Below are 17721 nucleotides of genomic sequence, written 5' to 3' on the forward strand. Positions count from 1 at the left end.
AGTTGATCAACAGGGGAGGGCATGAGCATGGTGGCTTGCCATCTCTACGATAATATTGAACTTGCTTGCTTGTACCATTTTCCGGTCAAGCTTTCCTTGAAGGGTGGGGTCGAAAAACAGGGGGAAGCGGTAGACACCTCGTTCAACGAGGACCATGAGGAGTGCTTGTCGCTGCGCACCGAAGGAGGTGACCGGCTGGTGGTGCTCGATGACATCACCCGCATGGAGGTGCTGGTCGACAACCCTCATTTCATGGTGCTGGACTTCGTCTGACACCTGCAGTCGCGATGGCGTGCTGCATGACGACGCCCTGCCGATAGACTCGGCAGGGCGTCTTGCCGTCGGTCATGCTGGCCGGGTGGCGATGATCACCGCACGCCGTGGTGCCGGATGTCCCTCTCGGGTGAGTTGGGGGTTCTCTGGATCAAGAAAATCATTCAGTGATTGAAAGGTCATCCAGTCCGTCGCGCGCTGTTCGTCCAGGCTGGTGGGGCCCTCATCGACAACGCGCACGTCACAGAATCCGACCTTTTCAAGCCAGCCAACCAAGGCCTTGGACGACGGCAGGAAGTAGACGTTGGGCATCGCGGCGTAGCGGTCTCCCGGCACCAGCACGCGGGTTTCATCGCCCTCGACCACCAGGGTTTCCAGCACCAGCTCGCCACCGCGACGCAGGGCATCCCGTAGCTGTATCAGGTGCTCCAGCGGTGATGGACGGTGGTACAGCACGCCCATGGAAAACACCGTGTCGAAGAAGCCGAGCCGATCAGGGACGTCTTCGATACCGACCGGCAGGAAATGGGTGCGTCCGCCATCGGCCTCGCCGACGAAGTGCTTGACGGCCTGGAACTGCCAGTAGAAGCGCGGCGATGGATCAATGACCAGCACGAAGTCGGCCCCGGCCCCGGCCATGCGCCAGGCGTGGTAGCCATTGCCTCCACCGACGTCGAGCACCTTGCGGCCCCGCAGCGGTGCCAGGTGCGGCGCCAGGCGCTGCCATTTCCAGTCCGAGCGCCATTCGGTATCGATGGTGATGCCAGCCAGCCGGTAGGGCCCCTTGCGCCAAGGGATCAGCGCCCGAAGCAGGTTCTCGCTTTGACGCTTACGGCTCTCATCCAGCTCAAGCGATACCTCGACGGTGTCCTGGTCAAGGTGGACCTGGCGCTTGTCCGGTAGCGCCGGGAGCTTGGCCACGGCCTTTTCCCAGGCGGGAAGGTCACCATGACGCTGACGGTCCAGACCGCTGGCAAACTGTTCGGGCAGTCTGGCAAGCCAAGTGCCCATGCCGGCATGGCGAAAGGAGTGTTCAAGGAAGGCGCGATACAGATCACGCTGATGCTCGGGGATCACTCAAGCCTCCTTGAAGGCAATCATGGAGGCGAAGTTCAGGTACTGAAACCAGGTCAGCGAGCGGCCGAAGCCGGCATCCGCCAGGCGCTGATGATGCTGCTCAAGGGTATCGGGAATCAGCACGTTCTCGAGGGCGTTGCGTTTCTGGCTGATTTCCATGTCGCTGTAGCCGTTGGCCCGCTTGAAATCATGGTAGCGCTCCACCAGCCAGGCGTTGTCCTGCTCGTCGCCGGACTTGATCTTTTCCGACAGCACCAGCACGCCGCCGGGCTCCAGCGCCTGATACAGCCGTGCCAGCAGGTCGTTGCGATCTTCCGGTGCCAGGAACTGCAGCGTGAAATTGAGCACGATCATGCCGCTGGGGCGGTAATCGATGTGACGGATGTCCCCTTCGATGACCTCGATGGCGTGCTCGGGACACTCCTCTGCCAGGGTCTGACGTGCCCGTTCCACCATGGCCGGGGACAGGTCGATACCGGTCAGGGTGAAGGCGTCCCGCGGAAGCTGGCCGGCCAGCGCCAGGCCTACGGCGCCCAGCGAGCAGCCAAGGTCGTAGACGTGGGCGCCGTGGCGTAGATGGCGCTCGGCCAGCACGCCCAGCATGCCAAGGATCTGGCCATAGCCGGGAACGGACCTGCGGATCATGTCGGGGAAGCAGGCGACGACACGCTCGTCGAACGAAAAGCGCGCTACCTTGTCCAGGGGTGTGGAAAAGATGGCGTCACGGTAAGATGCGTCACTCATGGATTGCCAGTGTTGTCGGGCTCGGGGGCTGTGATTGTACGCGTCCTGGGCCCGCGCTGCACGATGAGGCAGCTGCCGTCGCTGACCCGTTACACCTTTGACCTGGGGAACCGTCGCAGACGTGACATGGATGCAGCCAAGGCTGCCGCTCCCCAGACTATGCCCAAGGAGAGGATAGATGCCGACGATCGACCAAACCCAGGCCTGGCGGTCCCTGCAGGACAAGGCCCAACAGGTGGGACAGCGCCACCTGTGCGACATGTTCCGTCAGGACCAGGAGCGTTTCGCCACCTTCAGCCGGGAAGCGGCTGGCCTCAAGCTGGACCTGTCAAAGCAGCGTTGGGATCAGGACACCCTCGCGGATTTGCTGCACCTGGCCGAGGAGGCAGGGGTGCCGGCAGCCACTCAGCGTCTGCTGGCCGGCGAGAAGGTCAATATCAGCGAGGATCGGCCTGCCTTGCATACCGCCTTGCGCCTGCCCGCCGATGCGTCGCTGGTGGTCGAGGGGGAAGACCTGGTGCCGGCGGTGCATGCCACCCTGGACAAGATGGCCACCATGGTCGAGCGCTTCCACTCGGGGCAGTGGCGCGGCGCCACCGGCAAGCCGATTCGTGATGTGGTCAACCTGGGGGTGGGCGGCTCCGACCTCGGGCCGCTGATGGTGACCCACGCCCTGGCCGACTATCGTCCTCAGGGGACTCATCCGGTGGAGGTCCATTTCGCCTCGACCATGGACGGCTCGCAGCTGGTCGACTACCTGACGCGCTTCGATCCTGAAACCACGCTATTCGTGCTGTCGTCAAAATCGTTCACCACGATCGACACCCTGTCCAACGCCAATACGGCGCGGGACTGGCTGCTGTCCCGGCTGGTGGGCTCGCGCCAGGAAGGCGTCGACCATGAGCTGGTACTGCGTCAGCACTTCATCGGCGTATCCGCCAGTCCCGAGAAGATGGCCGAGTGGGGCATCGCCTGTGACCACCAGCTCGAATTCTGGGAGTGGGTCGGCGGGCGCTACTCGCTGTGGGGGGGCATTGGCCTGCCCATCGCACTGGTGATCGGGATGGAGGGCTTCCGTGCGCTGTTGGCCGGTGCCCATACCATGGACGTGCATTTCCAGAAGGCGCCCTTGGCCGACAATCTGCCGGTGCTGCTGGCCCTGGCCGGTATCTGGAATAACAACTTCCTGGACATCCGCGCCCACTCGATCTTGCCCTACGACGGCCGACTGGAGTACTTCGCCGCCTATCTCGAACAGCTTGAGATGGAGTCCAACGGCAAGTCGGTCACCAATGACGGTGACACGGTGGACTATTCCACCTGCCCGGTGCTGTGGGGACAGCTCGGTCCCAACGCCCAGCATGCGTTCTACCAGTTGCTGCACCAGGGCACCCAGGCGGTGGAGTGTGACTTCATTGCGCCCCTGGCGCGCTACGAGGATGTCGAGGATCCGGCCACCCGTGAGCACCTGATGGGTCAGCACCGCCTGACTCTGGCCAACTGCTTTGCCCAGTCGCGCGTGTTGATGCTGGGTGATGACGCCATTGCCGAGGACGGCCCACGGCCCGAGCACAAGCGTTATCGTGGCAATCAGCCCTCGACCACCTTGCTGCTGGAGCGGTTGACGCCGGAGACCCTGGGCGCCTTGATTGCGCTGTACGAGCACAAGGTGTTTGTGCAGGCGACCATCTGGGGCATCAACCCCTTCGACCAGTGGGGCGTTGAACTGGGCAAGAAGATCGCCAACGAGACCCGTGACATCATTGAAGGCCGTCAGGGTCTTGATGATATGGACGATTCCACCCGAGGCCTGATCGAGGCAACCTGGCAGGCCTCGCGGGAGCGCTGAAGCGATGACAGTTCCCGCTGGCTCCCTGCCTCCCGCAGTGGGTCAGCGGGGCGGTCCTGTCAGCAAACTGGCCATTTATACAGGTTTTCCGTTATGCTGAGCCCCATGACGCCTCAGACGTCGCCAGTCGCCACCGGCATCTTGTACCTGCACGGGTTCAATAGCGCCGGGGCGTCGCCAAAGGCACGCCTGGTCAAGGCCGCCTGCGACGCACTGGACCTGCCCTGCGAGACCCCGGATCTGCCGTCGCGTGCCGTCGATGCGCTGGCGCTGGGTGAGTCCTTGATGTCGCGTCTTGGGCCGCAGCCGCTGGTCATGGGCAGTTCCATGGGTGGCTTTCTGGCCACGATATTGGCCGAGCGACACGGGCTCAAGGCGGTATTGGTCAATCCGGCGGTGCGCCCGGCGCGGCTGGTCGATACTATGCTGGGCCAGAACTTTGTGAACGCCTACACCGGAGAACGCTTCGTGGTCGAGCAGGGGCATCGTGACCAGGTGGCCCAGCTGACGCCCGAGAGCGTGACCCCATGGCGTTACCTGCTGCTGCTGGTGACCCAGGACGAGACATTGAACAGTCACGATGCGTTCGAGGCCTATCGCGGCGCCAGAGCGGTGCTGCATCCCGGAGGGGAGCACGGCTTCAATGCCCTGGCCGATTACCTGCCAGCGGTGTTCGCCCACGCCGGGCATCGCCTTGAACCAGGCGTGATGGCGCCGGTGATGGATTAGGCGCAGGCCCTCGCGACTGGCGCCAAGGCAGAAAAGAGACGATTCCAGTCATCCTGATGATGGACCACGCATGACCCAATACAGTGCCAGTTCGATCGAGGTGCTTTCCGGGCTGGAGCCCGTTCGCAAGCGCCCCGGCATGTACACCGACACCTCCCGCCCGAATCACCTGGTGCAGGAGGTCATCGACAACAGTGTCGACGAGGCCCTCGCCGAGCACGCCAACGAGATTCGCGTGGTGGTGCGCGATGATGGCGGCATCGAGGTGTCGGACAACGGTCGTGGCATGCCCATCGACGTGCACCCCGAGCACGGAGTGTCGGGGATCGAGCTGATCATGACGCGCCTGCACGCAGGCGGTAAGTTCTCCTCATCGAGCTATCGCTTTTCCGGCGGTCTTCACGGTGTAGGGGTATCCGTGGTCAACGCCCTGTCCAGGCGCCTGGAAGTGGAAGTGCTGCGCGATGGCGAGCGCCACGCCATGGCCTTCGAGCACGGCGACAAGGTCGAGGATCTGCACGTCATCGGTACTGCGGCCAAGCGGGCCAAGGGCACGGTGGTGCGATTCTGGCCGGACGTCAGCTATTTCGATAGTCCCAATCTGGCCGTGGGCCGCCTCAAGCACCTGCTGCGCGCCAAGGCAGTGCTGTGCCCCGGGCTCAAGGTGGAGCTGGTCGAGGCCGATGGCACCGCCACCACCTGGCAATTCGAGGACGGTCTGCGCGACTACCTGGCCCAGACCACGGACGGCTACGAGGTCCTGCCAAGCTCGCCCTTCGTCGGTCACTTTGCCGACGACGAGCAGGCGGTGGACTGGGCTATCCAGTGGCTTCCCGAAGGCGGCGACTCGTTGATGGAAAGCTACGTCAACCTGATCCCCACCGCCCAGGGGGGCACCCATGTGAATGGGTTGCGCTCCGGCCTGCTCGACGCGCTTAAGGAATTCTGCGAGTACCGCAGCCTGCTGCCCCGTGGCGTCAAGCTGACCGCCGAAGATCTGTGGGAGCGCGTCGCCTACGTGCTGTCGGTGAAGATGCTGGATCCGCAGTTCGCCGGACAGACCAAGGAGCGGCTGTCGTCGCGCACCGTGGCGGGCTTCGTGTCCGGGGTGGTCAAGGACGCCTTCTCGCTGTGGCTCAACCACCATGTGGATCAGGCAGAGGCCTTGGCCGAGCTGGTCATCAGCGCGGCTCAGCGGCGCCAGAAGAGCTCCAAGAAGGTGGCCCGCAAGAAGGTGACCTCTGGTCCTGCACTGCCCGGAAAGCTGGCCGACTGCAGCGGTCAGGACCCTGCCATGAGCGAGCTATTCCTGGTCGAGGGCGACAGCGCCGGCGGCAGCGCCAAGCAGGCACGCAACCGCGAGTCCCAGGCGATCCTGCCGTTGCGCGGCAAGATCCTTAATACCTGGGAGGTCGACTCCCATGATATCTACGGCTCCCAGGAGGTCCACGACATTGCCGTGGCCATCGGTGCCGACCCGGCCAGCGCTGACCTGTCCAAGCTGCGCTATCACAAGATCTGCATCCTCGCCGACGCTGACTCTGACGGGCTGCACATCGCCACACTGCTGTGCGCGCTGTTCGTGCGCCACTTCCCCTCGCTGGTCGACGCAGGCCATGTGTTTGTCGCCATGCCGCCGCTGTACCGCATCGATCTGGGCAAGGAGGTCTTCTACGCCCTGGACGAGAGCGAGAAGGCCGCCATTCTGCGTTCTCTGGAAGGCAAGCGCGGGACACCCAATGTTCAGCGCTTCAAGGGCCTGGGTGAGATGAGTCCGCTGCAGCTGCGCGAGACGACCATGGCGCCAGAGACGCGCCGCCTGGTGCAGCTGACCCGGGAAGATGGCGACGGCACGCTGGAGATGATGGACATGCTGCTGGCCAAGAAGCGCGCCTCGGACCGCAAGAGCTGGCTTGAAGACTACGGCAACCTGGCCGATATCGACGTCTGATCCGGCCGAGGCAGAGCGGGCGGCGCCGGTTGCGCCTGGGAATACCATGTCGTCGCATGCGGCGACCAGGATGAGAACGAGGGAACATGACTCTGGACATTGAGGTGGCGGAGGGCGACGTCGAGCGACTGTCCCTGCGCGAATACACCGAGAAGGCCTACCTCGACTATTCGATGTACGTCATTCTCGACCGGGCATTGCCCCATATTGGCGACGGCATGAAGCCGGTACAGCGGCGCATCGTCTACGCCATGCGTGAACTGTCGCTGAACGCCAATGCCAAGTACAAGAAGTCTGCGCGTACCGTCGGTGACGTGCTGGGTAAGTTTCATCCCCATGGCGATAGCGCCTGCTATGAAGCCATGGTGCTGATGGCGCAGCCGTTCAGCTATCGCTATCCGCTGGTCGATGGCCAGGGCAACTGGGGCAGCCCAGACGATCCCAAGTCCTTCGCGGCGATGCGCTACACCGAAGCCAGGCTGTCGAAGTTTGCTGAGGTGCTGCTCAGTGAGCTGGGTCAGGGCACCGTGGACTGGGCGCCCAACTTCGATGGCACCATGAATGAGCCGGTGGTGCTGCCGGCACGGCTGCCCCACGTGCTGCTCAATGGCGGCACCGGGATTGCCGTAGGTATGGCCACGGATATTCCGCCCCATAACGTGCGCGAGGTGGTCGAGGCCACCTGCCAGGTGCTGCGTAACCCCTCGGTGACGACGGCGGATCTGATGGCGCACCTGCCGGGACCGGACTTTCCCACCCAGGCGGAGATCATCACTCCCCGCGCCGATCTCAGAAAGATCTACGAAAGTGGCCGTGGCAGCGTCAAGATGCGCGCCCGCTACGAGTTCGACAAGGAAGAAAGCCAGGTCATCATCACCGCGCTGCCGTATCAGGTCAGCGGGGCCAAGGTGCTCGAGCAGATCGCTGCCCAGATGCAGGCCAAGAAGCTGCCGATGGTGGCCGACCTGCGCGATGAGTCTACCCATGAGGAGCCGACCCGTCTGGTGATCGAGCCCCGCTCCAATCGGGTCGACATCGAGGCGATGATGGCGCACCTGTTTGCCACCACCGACCTCGAGAAGAACGTCAGGGTCAACCTCAACGTGATCGGTCTCGACGGCCGTCCGCGGGTGATGCCACTGCCGGAGCTTTTGGGCGAATGGCTCGATTTCCGCCGTACCACGGTACGCCGGCGGTTGGAGCATCGGCTGGGCAAGGTCAACGATCGCCTGCACCTGCTGGAAGGTCTGTTGATCGCCTACCTCAATATCGATGAGGTGATCCGGATCATCCGTGAAGAGGATGAGCCCAAGAGCGCCCTGATCGAGGCCTTCGGTCTCAGCGACCGTCAGGCCGAGGCCATCCTGGAGCTGCGCCTGCGTCATCTGGCCAAGCTGGAGGAAATGAAGATCCGCACCGAGCAGAGTGAGCTCGAGGCGGAGCGCAAGCGGCTCGAGGAGCTGCTGGGCAGCGACGAGGCCATGACCGATCTGATTGAGCAGGAGCTCAGACAGGCGGCGGAAGAACACGGCGATGAGCGTCGCTCGCCCATCGTCGAGCGTGGCGAAGCCAAGGCGCTGTCCGAAGTCGAGCTGGTCGGTGCCGACCCGGTCACCGTGGTGCTGTCCGAGAAGGGCTGGATTCGCGCGGCCAAGGGCCACGATATCGATCCGGCTGGCTTGTCCTACAAGGCGGGAGATGCCTTCCATCTGGCCGCCCGGGGCAAGACCAACCAGCCGCTGGTACTGCTGGACGATACCGGCCGTGCCTACACCTTGCCGGCCCATCAGTTGCCCAGCGCCCGTGGCCAGGGCGAACCGGTGACCGGCAAGGTCAACGTGGTGGCCGGTGCGCATATGGCCGGGGTCATGCTGGCTCCCGGCGACTCCCGCTACCTGCTGGCCTCCGACGGCGGCTATGGCTTTGTTGCGCGACTCGAGGACCTAACCGGCAAGAATCGCTCCGGCAAGGCGGTGCTGTCACTGCCCAAGGGCTGCAACGTGCTGCCCCCGGTGGAGCTGCCGGCGGCCGAAGAGCTGACCGTGGCCACGGTATCCAACGAGGGGCGGCTGCTGCTGTTCCCGCTGGAGCAGTTGCCGGAGATGTCCAAGGGCAAGGGCAACAAGATGCTCGACATTCCTGGCGCCCGGGCCGCCCGGCGTGAAGAATTCGTGCGTGGACTGGTCGTGTTGGCCCCGGGAGATACCCTGGTGGTCCATGCTGGCAAACGTAAGCTATCGCTCAAGAATGGCGAACTCGACTACTATCGCGGCGAACGCGGGCGTCGGGGCAGCAAGCTGCCGCGCGGTCTGCAAAAGGTTGATCGGCTGGAGCGCGTCGAGGCCTGATCCTCGGTGGGGGTTCACGTTGTCGCCACCCCATACAAGGCGGTGAGGTTACAGGACAGACTACATGACCAGAAGAATCTTGATGCGTGCCACCGGCCAGGCTCGTCCTGGCCAGCTGGCCGGACTTGGCAAGGCGCTGGCCCGCAGCGGGGCAAGACTTCTCGATATCAACCAAAGCGTGACCTTTGGCATCGTCTCGCTGGAGGCCCTGGTGGCGCTGGATCACGAGGCGGACCTGGAAGGTGCGCTGGCCCACACCGGCGACGAGCTCGGGCTCGATGTGCAGGCGATCCAGATCAGCGCCGAGGAGTACCATCGCTGGAGCCAGACCGCGGGTCAGCCGCGCTGGATCATGACCTTGCTGGCGCCGCGACTGCCTGCCGGCATCCTGGCCGAAGTGGGCGCGCTGACGGCAGAGCATGGCCTGACGGTGGAGTTGATGCATCGCCTGTCCGGACGCGAGCCGCTGGACGGCGAGGCACCGGCCCAGGGCAGCTGCGTCGAATGCTGGCTACGCGGCGAACAGATCGATCTCGAGTCGCTGCGCGAGAAGGCCCTGGCCCTGGGCGCGGCCCACGGGGTGGATATCGCGCTGCAGGAGGACTCGATCTGGCGTACCCACCGTCGTCTGGTGTGTTTCGACATGGATTCGACCCTGATCAAGGCCGAGGTCATCGATGAGCTGGCCAGGCGTCACGGTGTCTATGACGAAGTGGCGGAGGTCACCGAGCGGGCCATGCGCGGTGAACTGGACTTCCAGGAGAGCTTCCGCGAGCGCATGTCCAAGCTCAAGGGGCTGGATGAGTCCGTGCTGGCCGAGATCGCCGCTGAGCTGCCGTTAATGGACGGCGTCGAGACACTGATGGCTCAGCTCAAGCGCTTGGGCTATCGCACCGCCATCCTGTCCGGTGGCTTTACCTACTTCGCGCGCTATCTCCAGCAACGCCTCGGCTTCGATGAAATCCACGCCAATGAGCTGGTCATCGAGGACGGCAAGGTCACCGGTGAGGTGCGTGAGCCGATTGTGGACGCCGATCGCAAGGCGCTGCTGCTGCGCGAGATCGCCCAGCGCGAGGGCATCTCCATGGAGCAGACCATCGCCGTGGGAGATGGTGCCAACGACCTCAAGATGCTGGCGGCAGCCGGCCTTGGAATTGCCTTCAGGGCCAAGCCCATGGTCAGAGCCCAGGCGAGACAGAGTATCTCGACCCTTGGTCTTGATGCCGTGTTGTACCTGATCGGCTATCGCCAGGCGGATTTGGCGCAGGACTGACCGGCCAAGACTGATCGGAAAGGACATCACGCTGGATGGGGCACCATGCCAGCACACTCGAAAGGGGAGTCTTCGGACTCCTCTTTTTCGTTTGTCCTGTGCTTTCTCCCTGCGTGTTCGTCGTGTCTCGGCGCGTTCTCGTATTCTCTGCGCGTTCTCTCATGCTGTGTGTTGTTCTGTTCACGACGTCCTTTGGGCGGCTTTCTGGTGCAGGTGTCTCTTTTATGGTGTCCTGAGGCAGAGGAGTGGACGTTCGTGAAAGTGCCCAATGCTTGACCCAAGTGGTGGTCACATGAGGTGGCTATCGTTGCCGTCCAGGCATGCAGATCAATGATGTGTTGTGGAGCCGCATTTCATGATCGATGTCGAATAAATTCGTCTTACTTCACGCTGTTGATACGAGTCACCGAAGAAGGGAATACCTCGGTTTGGGGCGTTATCGCGGAGAAAAAAGAGCGTAGGCTGAATCGGCAAACTTTTTTCCTTCGAGGAAGCCTCCATGGAAACACCCAGACATAAGCTCGGGCTTTGTGCACTGCTTGCGCTGGTCGTTGGTTCGATGATTGGTGGAGGAATCTTCTCACTGCCGCCGAACATGGCGGCAAGTGCGTCTCCCGGAGCGATGCTGATCGGATGGAGTATTACGGCGGTCGGCATGTTGGCGCTGGTGTTCGTCTTTCAGACGCTGGCCAATCGAAAGCCGGAACTGGATGCCGGTATCTATGCCTACGCCAAGGCGGGGTTCGGCGACTACCTTGGTTTCTCTTCTGCCTGGGGCTACTGGATCAGCGCCTGGCTCGGAAATGTCAGTTATTTCGTTCTTCTTTTCAGTACCCTCGGTTTCTTCTTTCCCGCTTTCGGTGATGGCAATACGCCGCTCGCGGTGCTGTGCGCCTCAATGCTGCTATGGAGCGTTCACTGGCTTGTCTCGAGGGGCATTCAGCAGGCGGCATATATCAATATCGTGACCACCGTCGCCAAGGTGGTTCCGCTGGTGATGTTCATCGTGCTGGCGTCGATTGGGTTTCGGCTGGACGTCTTTACTCTGGATATCTGGGGGCAGGCCAACCCTGATCTTGGCAACGTGATGGATCAGGTGCGCAACATGATGCTGGTGACGGTGTGGGTGTTCATCGGCGTCGAGGGCGCGAGCATCTATTCCTCGAAGGCTCGGGAGCGTCGCGATGTGGGGCGGGCCACTGTGCTCGGGTTTCTCGGCGTACTGCTGCTGTTGGTCATGGTCAACGTCCTGTCCATGGGCATCATGTCCCAGCCTGAGCTCGCGGGCCTGAAAAACCCTTCCATGGCGCTGGTGCTCAGTCATGTGGTGGGACCCTGGGGGGGATACCTGATCAGCGCAGGCTTGGCGATCTCGCTATTGGGAGCCTTGCTGTCGTGGACGCTACTGTGCGCCGAGATACTTCGTGCCGCTTCCAGTGACGGCACCATGCCCGCGGCCTTGAGCAGGGAAAACGTCAACAAGGTGCCGGTCAAGGCGCTATGGCTATCCAATGGCCTGATCCAGGTGTTTCTTCTGCTCACGCTGCTCAGCGAGTCGACCTATCTCAGTCTCTTGTATCTCGCCAGCTCGATGATTCTGGTGCCTTACCTATGGTCCGCTGCCTATGCCCTCATGCTGACGTTGAAGGGCGAGGGGTACGAGGGCTCCCCGGAAGATCGCCTGAAGGATGCTTGCATCAGTGGCTTGGCCACGCTGTATGCCCTTTGGCTTCTGTATGCGGGAGGTATCCAGTATCTGCTGCTCTCGGCGCTTCTCTACGCGCCAGGCGCGATCCTGTTTATCTGGGCTAAGCGTGAGCGCGGTGAGGCCGTCTTCAAGCGCTACGAGATGATCATTTTTATGGCGACTGTCGGTGCTTTTGCCTTGGCAGTGGCAGGTCTTTATCAGGGGTGGTTAAGCCTCTAGGGGGAGTCGAATAGAGTAGGTGAAAGAGGTTCTGGAGAGTGACTTTCTGATACGAATTCCCTTGTTTATAGGGGAAGGAGAAAAGCGATGAAGACAGGCGGTTCTCGATTGGGTGTGTACTCGGAAGTGGGTAAGCTTCGCAAGGTCATGGTGTGTTCACCGGGGCTTGCTCACCTCAGGCTGACGCCCAGTAATTGCGACGAGCTGTTATTCGATGATGTGCTCTGGACCAATCAGGCGAAGCGTGATCACTTCGACTTCGTGACCAAGATGCGTGAGCGTGATGTCGAAGTGCTCGAGATGCACAATCTGCTGACCGAAACACTGGAAAATCGTGACGCGGTGCGCTGGATTCTGGACCGCAAGATCACCTCCAACCTGGTCGGCCATGGTCTCGCGGATGAAGTTCGCGCCTGGCTGACCGACCTTGAGCCTCGGCGTCTCGCCGACTTTCTGATCGGCGGGGTGTCCTGGGCGGATATCACCGAGAGTCATGGTGGCGAGACCCTCAAGACCTTCCGTGACTATCTGGGGCGCTCGAGCTTTGTGCTGCCGCCGTTGCCCAACACCCTGTTCACTCGCGATACCACCTGCTGGATTTACGGTGGTGTCACCCTCAACCCCATGTACTGGCCGGCCAGACGTCAGGAAACCTTGCTGACGTCAGCCATCTATCGCTTCAACCCGAGGTTTGTCGGCGCCGACTTCAAGGTGTGGTACGGCAACCCTGATCAGGACCACGGTGCTGCAACGCTGGAAGGTGGCGATGTTATGCCGGTGGGCAACGGCGTCGTGTTGATCGGTATGGGGGAGCGTACCTCGCATCAGGCCATCGGCCAGGTGGCCAGCGCCTTGTTCCGGGCGGGTGAAGCCGAACGTGTCATCGTGGCGGGCTTGCCGCGTTCTCGTGCCGCGATGCATCTGGATACGGTGTTCAGCTTCTGTGATCGCGATCTGGTCACGGTCTTCCCGGAGGTGGTCAAGGATATCGTGCCGTTCAGCCTGCGCCCGGACGAGAGCAAGCCCAGTGGCATCGACGTGCGACGCGAGAATCAAGGCTTCATCGAGGTCGTGGCCGAGGCCCTTGGTCTGCCCAGGCTGCGTGTGGTGGAGACCGGCGGCGACAGTTACGAGGCCGAGCGCGAGCAGTGGGATGACGGCAACAATGTGGTCGCCCTCGAGCCCGGTGTGGTGGTCGGCTATGACCGTAATACCTACACCAACACCTTGCTGCGCAAGGCGGGCGTCGAGGTCATCACCATCAGTGCCAGCGAACTGGGGCGCGGACGTGGTGGCGGTCACTGCATGACCTGCCCCATTTCCCGCGATGCCGTCGACTACTGATACCGGCTTGTGACGTCGATCGCTGACGTCAGCGGATCCGTCTTTTTCTCTTTTGGCTTCCCATCGACGGCTGCCAGGCAGCCGTCAAGGAGACACTCATGGCGTTCAACATCCACCATCGTCACCTGCTGTCACTGATGCATCACTCCGAGCGCGAGCTGCGCTACCTGCTGGACCTGTCCCGTGATCTCAAGCGCGCCAAGTACAGCGGCTGCGAGACCCAGCGGCTGAAGGGCAAGAACATTGCGCTGATCTTCGAGAAGACCTCCACCCGCACCCGCTGTGCGTTTGAAGTGGCCGCCTATGACCAGGGCGCCAATGTGACCTACATCGACCCGACCTCGTCCCAGATCGGTCACAAGGAGTCCATGCGTGATACCGCTCGGGTCCTGGGACGCATGTATGACGCCATCGAGTATCGCGGCTTCAGCCAGGAGGTGGTGGAGGAGCTGGCGGCCTTCTCTGGGGTGCCGGTGTACAACGGGCTGACCGATGAGTACCACCCGACCCAGATGATCGCTGACGTGCTGACCATGCGTGAGCACGCGGAGAAGCCGCTACACGAGATCTCCTTCGCCTATCTGGGCGATGCGCGCAACAACATGGGCAACTCGCTGCTGCTGATCGGCGCCAAGCTGGGCATGGACGTGCGTATCGCCGCGCCAAGGGCGCTCTGGCCGGATGAAGAGCACCTGGCCAACTGTCGTCGCTTTGCCGAGCAGAGTGGGGCACGACTCTGCCTGACCGAAGATCCCCAGGAAGCGGTCAAGGGCGTCGACTTCATTCACACCGATGTGTGGGTCTCCATGGGTGAGCCGGTGGAGGCCTGGGCCGAGCGCATCGACCAGCTGCTGCCCTATCAGGTCAACCAGGCCTTGCTGGCGGCGTCGGGCAACCCCCGGGTCAAGTTCATGCACTGTCTGCCCGCCTTTCACAACTGCGACACCAAGGTGGGGCGTCAGGTCGCCGAGCAGTATCCGGTCCTCAAGAACGGTATTGAAGTCACCGAGGAGGTGTTCGAATCCCCGGCCTGCATTGCCTTCGAGCAGGCGGAAAACCGCATGCACACCATCAAGGCGGTAATGGTGTCGACGCTGGGAGATGTGTGAGTCGCTGGCGTCGATGTTGGGCTGAACCTGGCGAGTGGCCTGGTGCCGCTCGCCAACCTGAACCGGGAGAGTAGCGTATGCGTATCACCATAGCGCTTGGCGGTAATGCACTGCTGCGACGAGGCGAAGTCATGAATGGGGACGCCCAGCGCGCCAACATTCGTATCGCCTGTGAGCAGATCGCGCGAATCGCATCGGGCAATGAGCTGGTGATTGCCCACGGCAACGGGCCCCAGGTAGGCCTGCTGGCGCTGCAGGGGGCGGCCTATGACGAGGACAATGCCTTCCCGCTGGATGTGCTGGGGGCCGAGACCGAGGGCATGATCGGCTACATGATCGAGCAGGAGCTGGGCAATCTGTTGCCTGGCGAGGTGCCGTTCGCCTCGCTGTTGACCCAGGTGGAAGTCGATGCCGCTGACCCGGCCTTTGCTCATCCTACCAAGCCGATCGGTCCCATCTACTCGAAGGAAGAGGCCAGCCGTCTGGCGGAGCTCAAGGGCTGGGCCATGGCCAAGGACGGTGATCATTATCGCCGGGTGGTGCCGAGTCCCAGGCCCAAAAGTATCTTCGAGATTCGCCCACTGCGCTGGCTTCTCGAGCAGGGCACGGTGGTGATCTGTGCCGGCGGCGGTGGGATTCCCACCGTGTACGCTGAGGACGGCAAGCTTCAGGGCATCGAGGCCGTCATCGACAAGGACATGTGCTCGTCGCTGCTGTCTCGAGAGCTCGCCAGTGATCTGCTGATCATCGCCACGGATGTTGACGGTGTCTATCTGGAGTGGGGAACGCCCCAGAGCCGGCGGGTGGCGGAGGCCGATCCTGACAGCCTGGAAGCACTCGACTTCGCTAGCGGCTCCATGGGCCCCAAGGTGCAGGCGGCCTGTGAGTTTGTGCGAGCCAGCGGCAAGACGGCGGTGATCGGAGCACTCGCTGATATCGAGGCCATCGTGGCGGGACGTGCCGGCACCCGCATTACTGCTGAGGCGCAGGGCTTGTCCTTCGCCTGAATGGCTTGCCGCAAGGGAGTGCCCCTGGCTGGTGATGGACTTGGCGAGATGGCAGTGCCGCTGCTGGTCCCCTCGTCTGAGGGGGCCTGGGTACCGCCGATGGGGGAGCGCCGCAGCCAGGCAGGGTCGTTAGGATGGAACCCTCGGAATGGCGTTAGGGGCGCCAACGCCACGGAAGGCGTTCTGGCCGGGTGGCTTGCCACCCGGCCGTTTTTACGTGGTGGGCGCTAATCTTCTTGCCGAGAGCCTAGAGCGCCAGCTCGTCCGCCATGCAGTTGGCGTACAGGGTGACCGCCGCGGGCCAGTCCGAGAACACTGCCTTTACGCCGATATCCCTGGCCATGACGTCCAGCGCGACCATCTTGTCGCCATCGTTGTCTACCACGTCATCAATGGTCTGGTGGTACCAGGCGCCATCCCGGGTCAAGGGTGCCGAGCGCTCAAAGGACCAGGCGACCAGTTCAAGTCCCGCCTGCTTGGCCTCTTCGGCGTAGACCGATGGCACGATGGGCTTGTCAGGGTCGTCGCCGGCGGCCAGCAGCATCCACATCGGCGGGGCCAGAATCTTGACGCCCATATCCGCCAGCTCCTGCATGGACGGTTGCCAGGTGCTGGGGTCGGTCACGTCAAAGCCTTCCACGTCATAGCGGTCGTCCAGATAGACGGCGGTATCTCCAAACTCGGTGTTGTCGACCCAGTAGCGCACGTCGTCCAGCACGAATGACTGCGGAAAGACGTCGGCTGGCGCCACGCCTGCCTCGGCGTACTCATCGAGCAGCTTCTGCGCGTAGTCCTGCTGGCTCATGCCGTCGAAGGGCATCTCCACGCTAGGCGTCTTCAGCTCCGGCGTCATCTTGACCCCGAGCTGCTGGAACAGCGCGATGCTTTCGGCATGGCTCATCAGGGTGCCGCGATCGGCGTAGAGCTCTGTGCGCCAGCGGGGGTTGCCGGCCAGATAGGCTTCCAGGGTGTCGGCACTGGTGTCGACGCCATCCATGCGTCCTTCCAGGGTCTTGAACTCGGCCAGGGTGATATCGCTGGTACAACACTGGATATCGCTGGCGTTGCTCAGGGTGCCATCGGCATTGAAGGCTGGCGGCACGCTGCACTGGCTGGCCAGTTCGGTTTCCAGAATGTTGGTGGTGCCATGCAGGTCACACTGGGAGTGGCGGCACACCAGCTCCTTGTCTTCGGTGAAGGCCACGTCACACTCGAGCACCCCTGCACCCATTCTTGCCGCCGCCAGGTAGGACTCTTTCGTGTGCTCCGGGAACATGAGAGGCGCACCGCGATGGCCAATCGAAAAGTCGCTGGGCTCAAGCTGGTCCAGGGACGACGCACACTGCTGAAGTGTGGCCTTGAGCTCGGCGGACTGAGCGTTGTCCTCATCCATGTCGTCGATCAGGAAGTAGGGCCGCGGGCCGACGCTGACCGGTAGAGAGTTCGATGCGCTGGTGGGGTCGGATGCTGCCACCGCCGAGGAAGACAGGGCCATCGTCAGCAGGCTGATGCCAACGCTCAAGCACAGGGCTGTGCTCAGAACGGCGTGACGGGGCCTGTGGGGACTGCGGTCCAGGGGGGCGGTTGGTGTGCGATATCGCGTAATAGCAACTGGGGTGCTGTGGTTCAGCGCAACCATCTTGTGTCTCCAGCAGTGTAGGAATGACGTGGGGGATTGAATGGCTATGGGTGCGAGGCGTGGCGTCCCGAAATCGTCCAGATAGGGTGTAGGGACCGTAAAGCCGCGGCCGGGAGACAACCGGTGGCGTGCCGCCTTGTCCATGGCTTGCGGCCGTATCGGGGCCTGTGACCTGACACTTACTCTAGACGGGGTAGAGGACAAATGCGTGACAGCGAGGTAGGTCAGCAAATCAGCAGAAAAGCGTCGTTCTCGCGTACCGCTGGCGACGCTTCTGCGAGGGATGACAGGGGGCTTGGCCGCTGCGTTGCGGGCGGGGTCATGCAGGGGAATGGTTGACAAGGGCAGCCAAGACTGATTTTCTAGGCGCATGAACATGACACTTCGACTCCTCGACCTACGACTACTACTACGCGTGTAAATGCGCGTGGCGATGGCGCCTGCCCTGGCT

The 17721-nt window shown here is 62.5% G+C and carries 13 protein-coding genes; 10 read left to right on the plus strand and 3 right to left on the minus strand.

The window, feature by feature from the left end; translation table 11 throughout:
- Positions 1-21: 21 nt before the first annotated feature.
- The gene (locus tag KUV45_RS09530; RefSeq protein WP_224851996.1) at positions 22-273 is read left to right on the plus strand and encodes a Rho-binding antiterminator; all 252 of its coding nucleotides are present in this window, start codon (positions 22-24) and stop codon (positions 271-273) included.
- Positions 274-345: 72 nt separating this feature from the next.
- Here the strand turns inward: KUV45_RS09530 and cmoB are convergent, their stop codons facing one another.
- Positions 346-1350: a tRNA 5-methoxyuridine(34)/uridine 5-oxyacetic acid(34) synthase CmoB gene (gene cmoB / locus KUV45_RS09535; RefSeq protein ID WP_222162836.1), complete on the minus strand. Its 1005-nt coding sequence runs from the start codon at positions 1348-1350 to the stop codon at positions 346-348.
- On the minus strand, positions 1351-2094 hold the full coding sequence (cmoA, locus tag KUV45_RS09540; protein ID WP_206941022.1) for a carboxy-S-adenosyl-L-methionine synthase CmoA: 744 nt from the start codon (positions 2092-2094) through the stop codon (positions 1351-1353).
- A gap of 178 nt (positions 2095-2272) precedes the next feature.
- Between cmoA and pgi the strand changes: the two genes are divergently transcribed.
- The 9 genes from pgi (at position 2273) to arcC (ending at position 15631) form a co-directional block, all read left to right on the plus strand.
- Complete coding sequence (gene pgi / locus KUV45_RS09545) at positions 2273-3943, plus strand: glucose-6-phosphate isomerase (RefSeq protein ID WP_222162837.1); 1671 nt, start codon at positions 2273-2275, stop codon at positions 3941-3943.
- A 93-nt stretch (positions 3944-4036) separates the two neighbouring features.
- On the plus strand, positions 4037-4672 hold the full coding sequence (locus tag KUV45_RS09550) for a YqiA/YcfP family alpha/beta fold hydrolase (protein WP_222162838.1): 636 nt from the start codon (positions 4037-4039) through the stop codon (positions 4670-4672).
- A gap of 70 nt (positions 4673-4742) precedes the next feature.
- Positions 4743-6623: a DNA topoisomerase IV subunit B gene (gene parE / locus KUV45_RS09555; protein ID WP_222162839.1), complete on the plus strand. Its 1881-nt coding sequence runs from the start codon at positions 4743-4745 to the stop codon at positions 6621-6623.
- Between the two features lie 86 nt (positions 6624-6709).
- Positions 6710-8971 (plus strand): DNA topoisomerase IV subunit A, encoded by a 2262-nt coding sequence (gene parC, locus KUV45_RS09560; RefSeq protein WP_222162840.1) that lies wholly within the window; start codon positions 6710-6712, stop codon positions 8969-8971.
- A gap of 64 nt (positions 8972-9035) precedes the next feature.
- Positions 9036-10244: a phosphoserine phosphatase SerB gene (gene serB, locus KUV45_RS09565; protein WP_222162841.1), complete on the plus strand. Its 1209-nt coding sequence runs from the start codon at positions 9036-9038 to the stop codon at positions 10242-10244.
- 499 nt (positions 10245-10743) lie between these two features.
- Complete coding sequence (gene arcD, locus KUV45_RS09570) at positions 10744-12171, plus strand: arginine-ornithine antiporter (RefSeq protein WP_222162842.1); 1428 nt, start codon at positions 10744-10746, stop codon at positions 12169-12171.
- A gap of 87 nt (positions 12172-12258) precedes the next feature.
- The gene (gene arcA / locus KUV45_RS09575; RefSeq protein ID WP_222162843.1) at positions 12259-13515 is read left to right on the plus strand and encodes an arginine deiminase; all 1257 of its coding nucleotides are present in this window, start codon (positions 12259-12261) and stop codon (positions 13513-13515) included.
- A 98-nt stretch (positions 13516-13613) separates the two neighbouring features.
- Positions 13614-14624, plus strand: coding sequence for an ornithine carbamoyltransferase (locus tag KUV45_RS09580; RefSeq protein ID WP_206941006.1), 1011 nt, complete (start codon positions 13614-13616; stop codon positions 14622-14624).
- 77 nt (positions 14625-14701) lie between these two features.
- Complete coding sequence (arcC, locus tag KUV45_RS09585; RefSeq protein WP_222162844.1) at positions 14702-15631, plus strand: carbamate kinase; 930 nt, start codon at positions 14702-14704, stop codon at positions 15629-15631.
- Positions 15632-15878: 247 nt separating this feature from the next.
- Here arcC and KUV45_RS09590 read toward each other — a convergent pair whose 3' ends face one another.
- The gene (locus KUV45_RS09590; protein ID WP_224851997.1) at positions 15879-17153 is read right to left on the minus strand and encodes a glycerophosphodiester phosphodiesterase family protein; all 1275 of its coding nucleotides are present in this window, start codon (positions 17151-17153) and stop codon (positions 15879-15881) included.
- Positions 17154-17721: the final 568 nt, after the last annotated feature.

It is taken from the genome of Halomonas sp. DP3Y7-2 (genome assembly GCF_019800795.1).
GTDB lineage: Bacteria > Pseudomonadota > Gammaproteobacteria > Pseudomonadales > Halomonadaceae > Halomonas > Halomonas litopenaei_A.

Bases quoted from the DNA above. Each gene is read 5' to 3' on its own strand.
- KUV45_RS09580 (WP_206941006.1), top strand. From the start codon at position 13,614: ATGGCGTTCAACATCCACCATCGTCACCTGCTGTCACTGATGCATCAC.
- arcA (WP_222162843.1), top strand. From the start codon at position 12,259: ATGAAGACAGGCGGTTCTCGATTGGGTGTGTACTCGGAAGTGGGTAAG.
- arcD (WP_222162842.1), top strand. From the start codon at position 10,744: ATGGAAACACCCAGACATAAGCTCGGGCTTTGTGCACTGCTTGCGCTG.
- KUV45_RS09550 (WP_222162838.1), top strand. From the start codon at position 4,037: ATGCTGAGCCCCATGACGCCTCAGACGTCGCCAGTCGCCACCGGCATC.
- cmoA (WP_206941022.1), bottom strand. From the start codon at position 2,094: ATGAGTGACGCATCTTACCGTGACGCCATCTTTTCCACACCCCTGGAC.
- parE (WP_222162839.1), top strand. From the start codon at position 4,743: ATGACCCAATACAGTGCCAGTTCGATCGAGGTGCTTTCCGGGCTGGAG.
- KUV45_RS09530 (WP_224851996.1), top strand. From the start codon at position 22: ATGAGCATGGTGGCTTGCCATCTCTACGATAATATTGAACTTGCTTGC.
- parC (WP_222162840.1), top strand. From the start codon at position 6,710: ATGACTCTGGACATTGAGGTGGCGGAGGGCGACGTCGAGCGACTGTCC.
- serB (WP_222162841.1), top strand. From the start codon at position 9,036: ATGACCAGAAGAATCTTGATGCGTGCCACCGGCCAGGCTCGTCCTGGC.
- arcC (WP_222162844.1), top strand. From the start codon at position 14,702: ATGCGTATCACCATAGCGCTTGGCGGTAATGCACTGCTGCGACGAGGC.
- pgi (WP_222162837.1), top strand. From the start codon at position 2,273: ATGCCGACGATCGACCAAACCCAGGCCTGGCGGTCCCTGCAGGACAAG.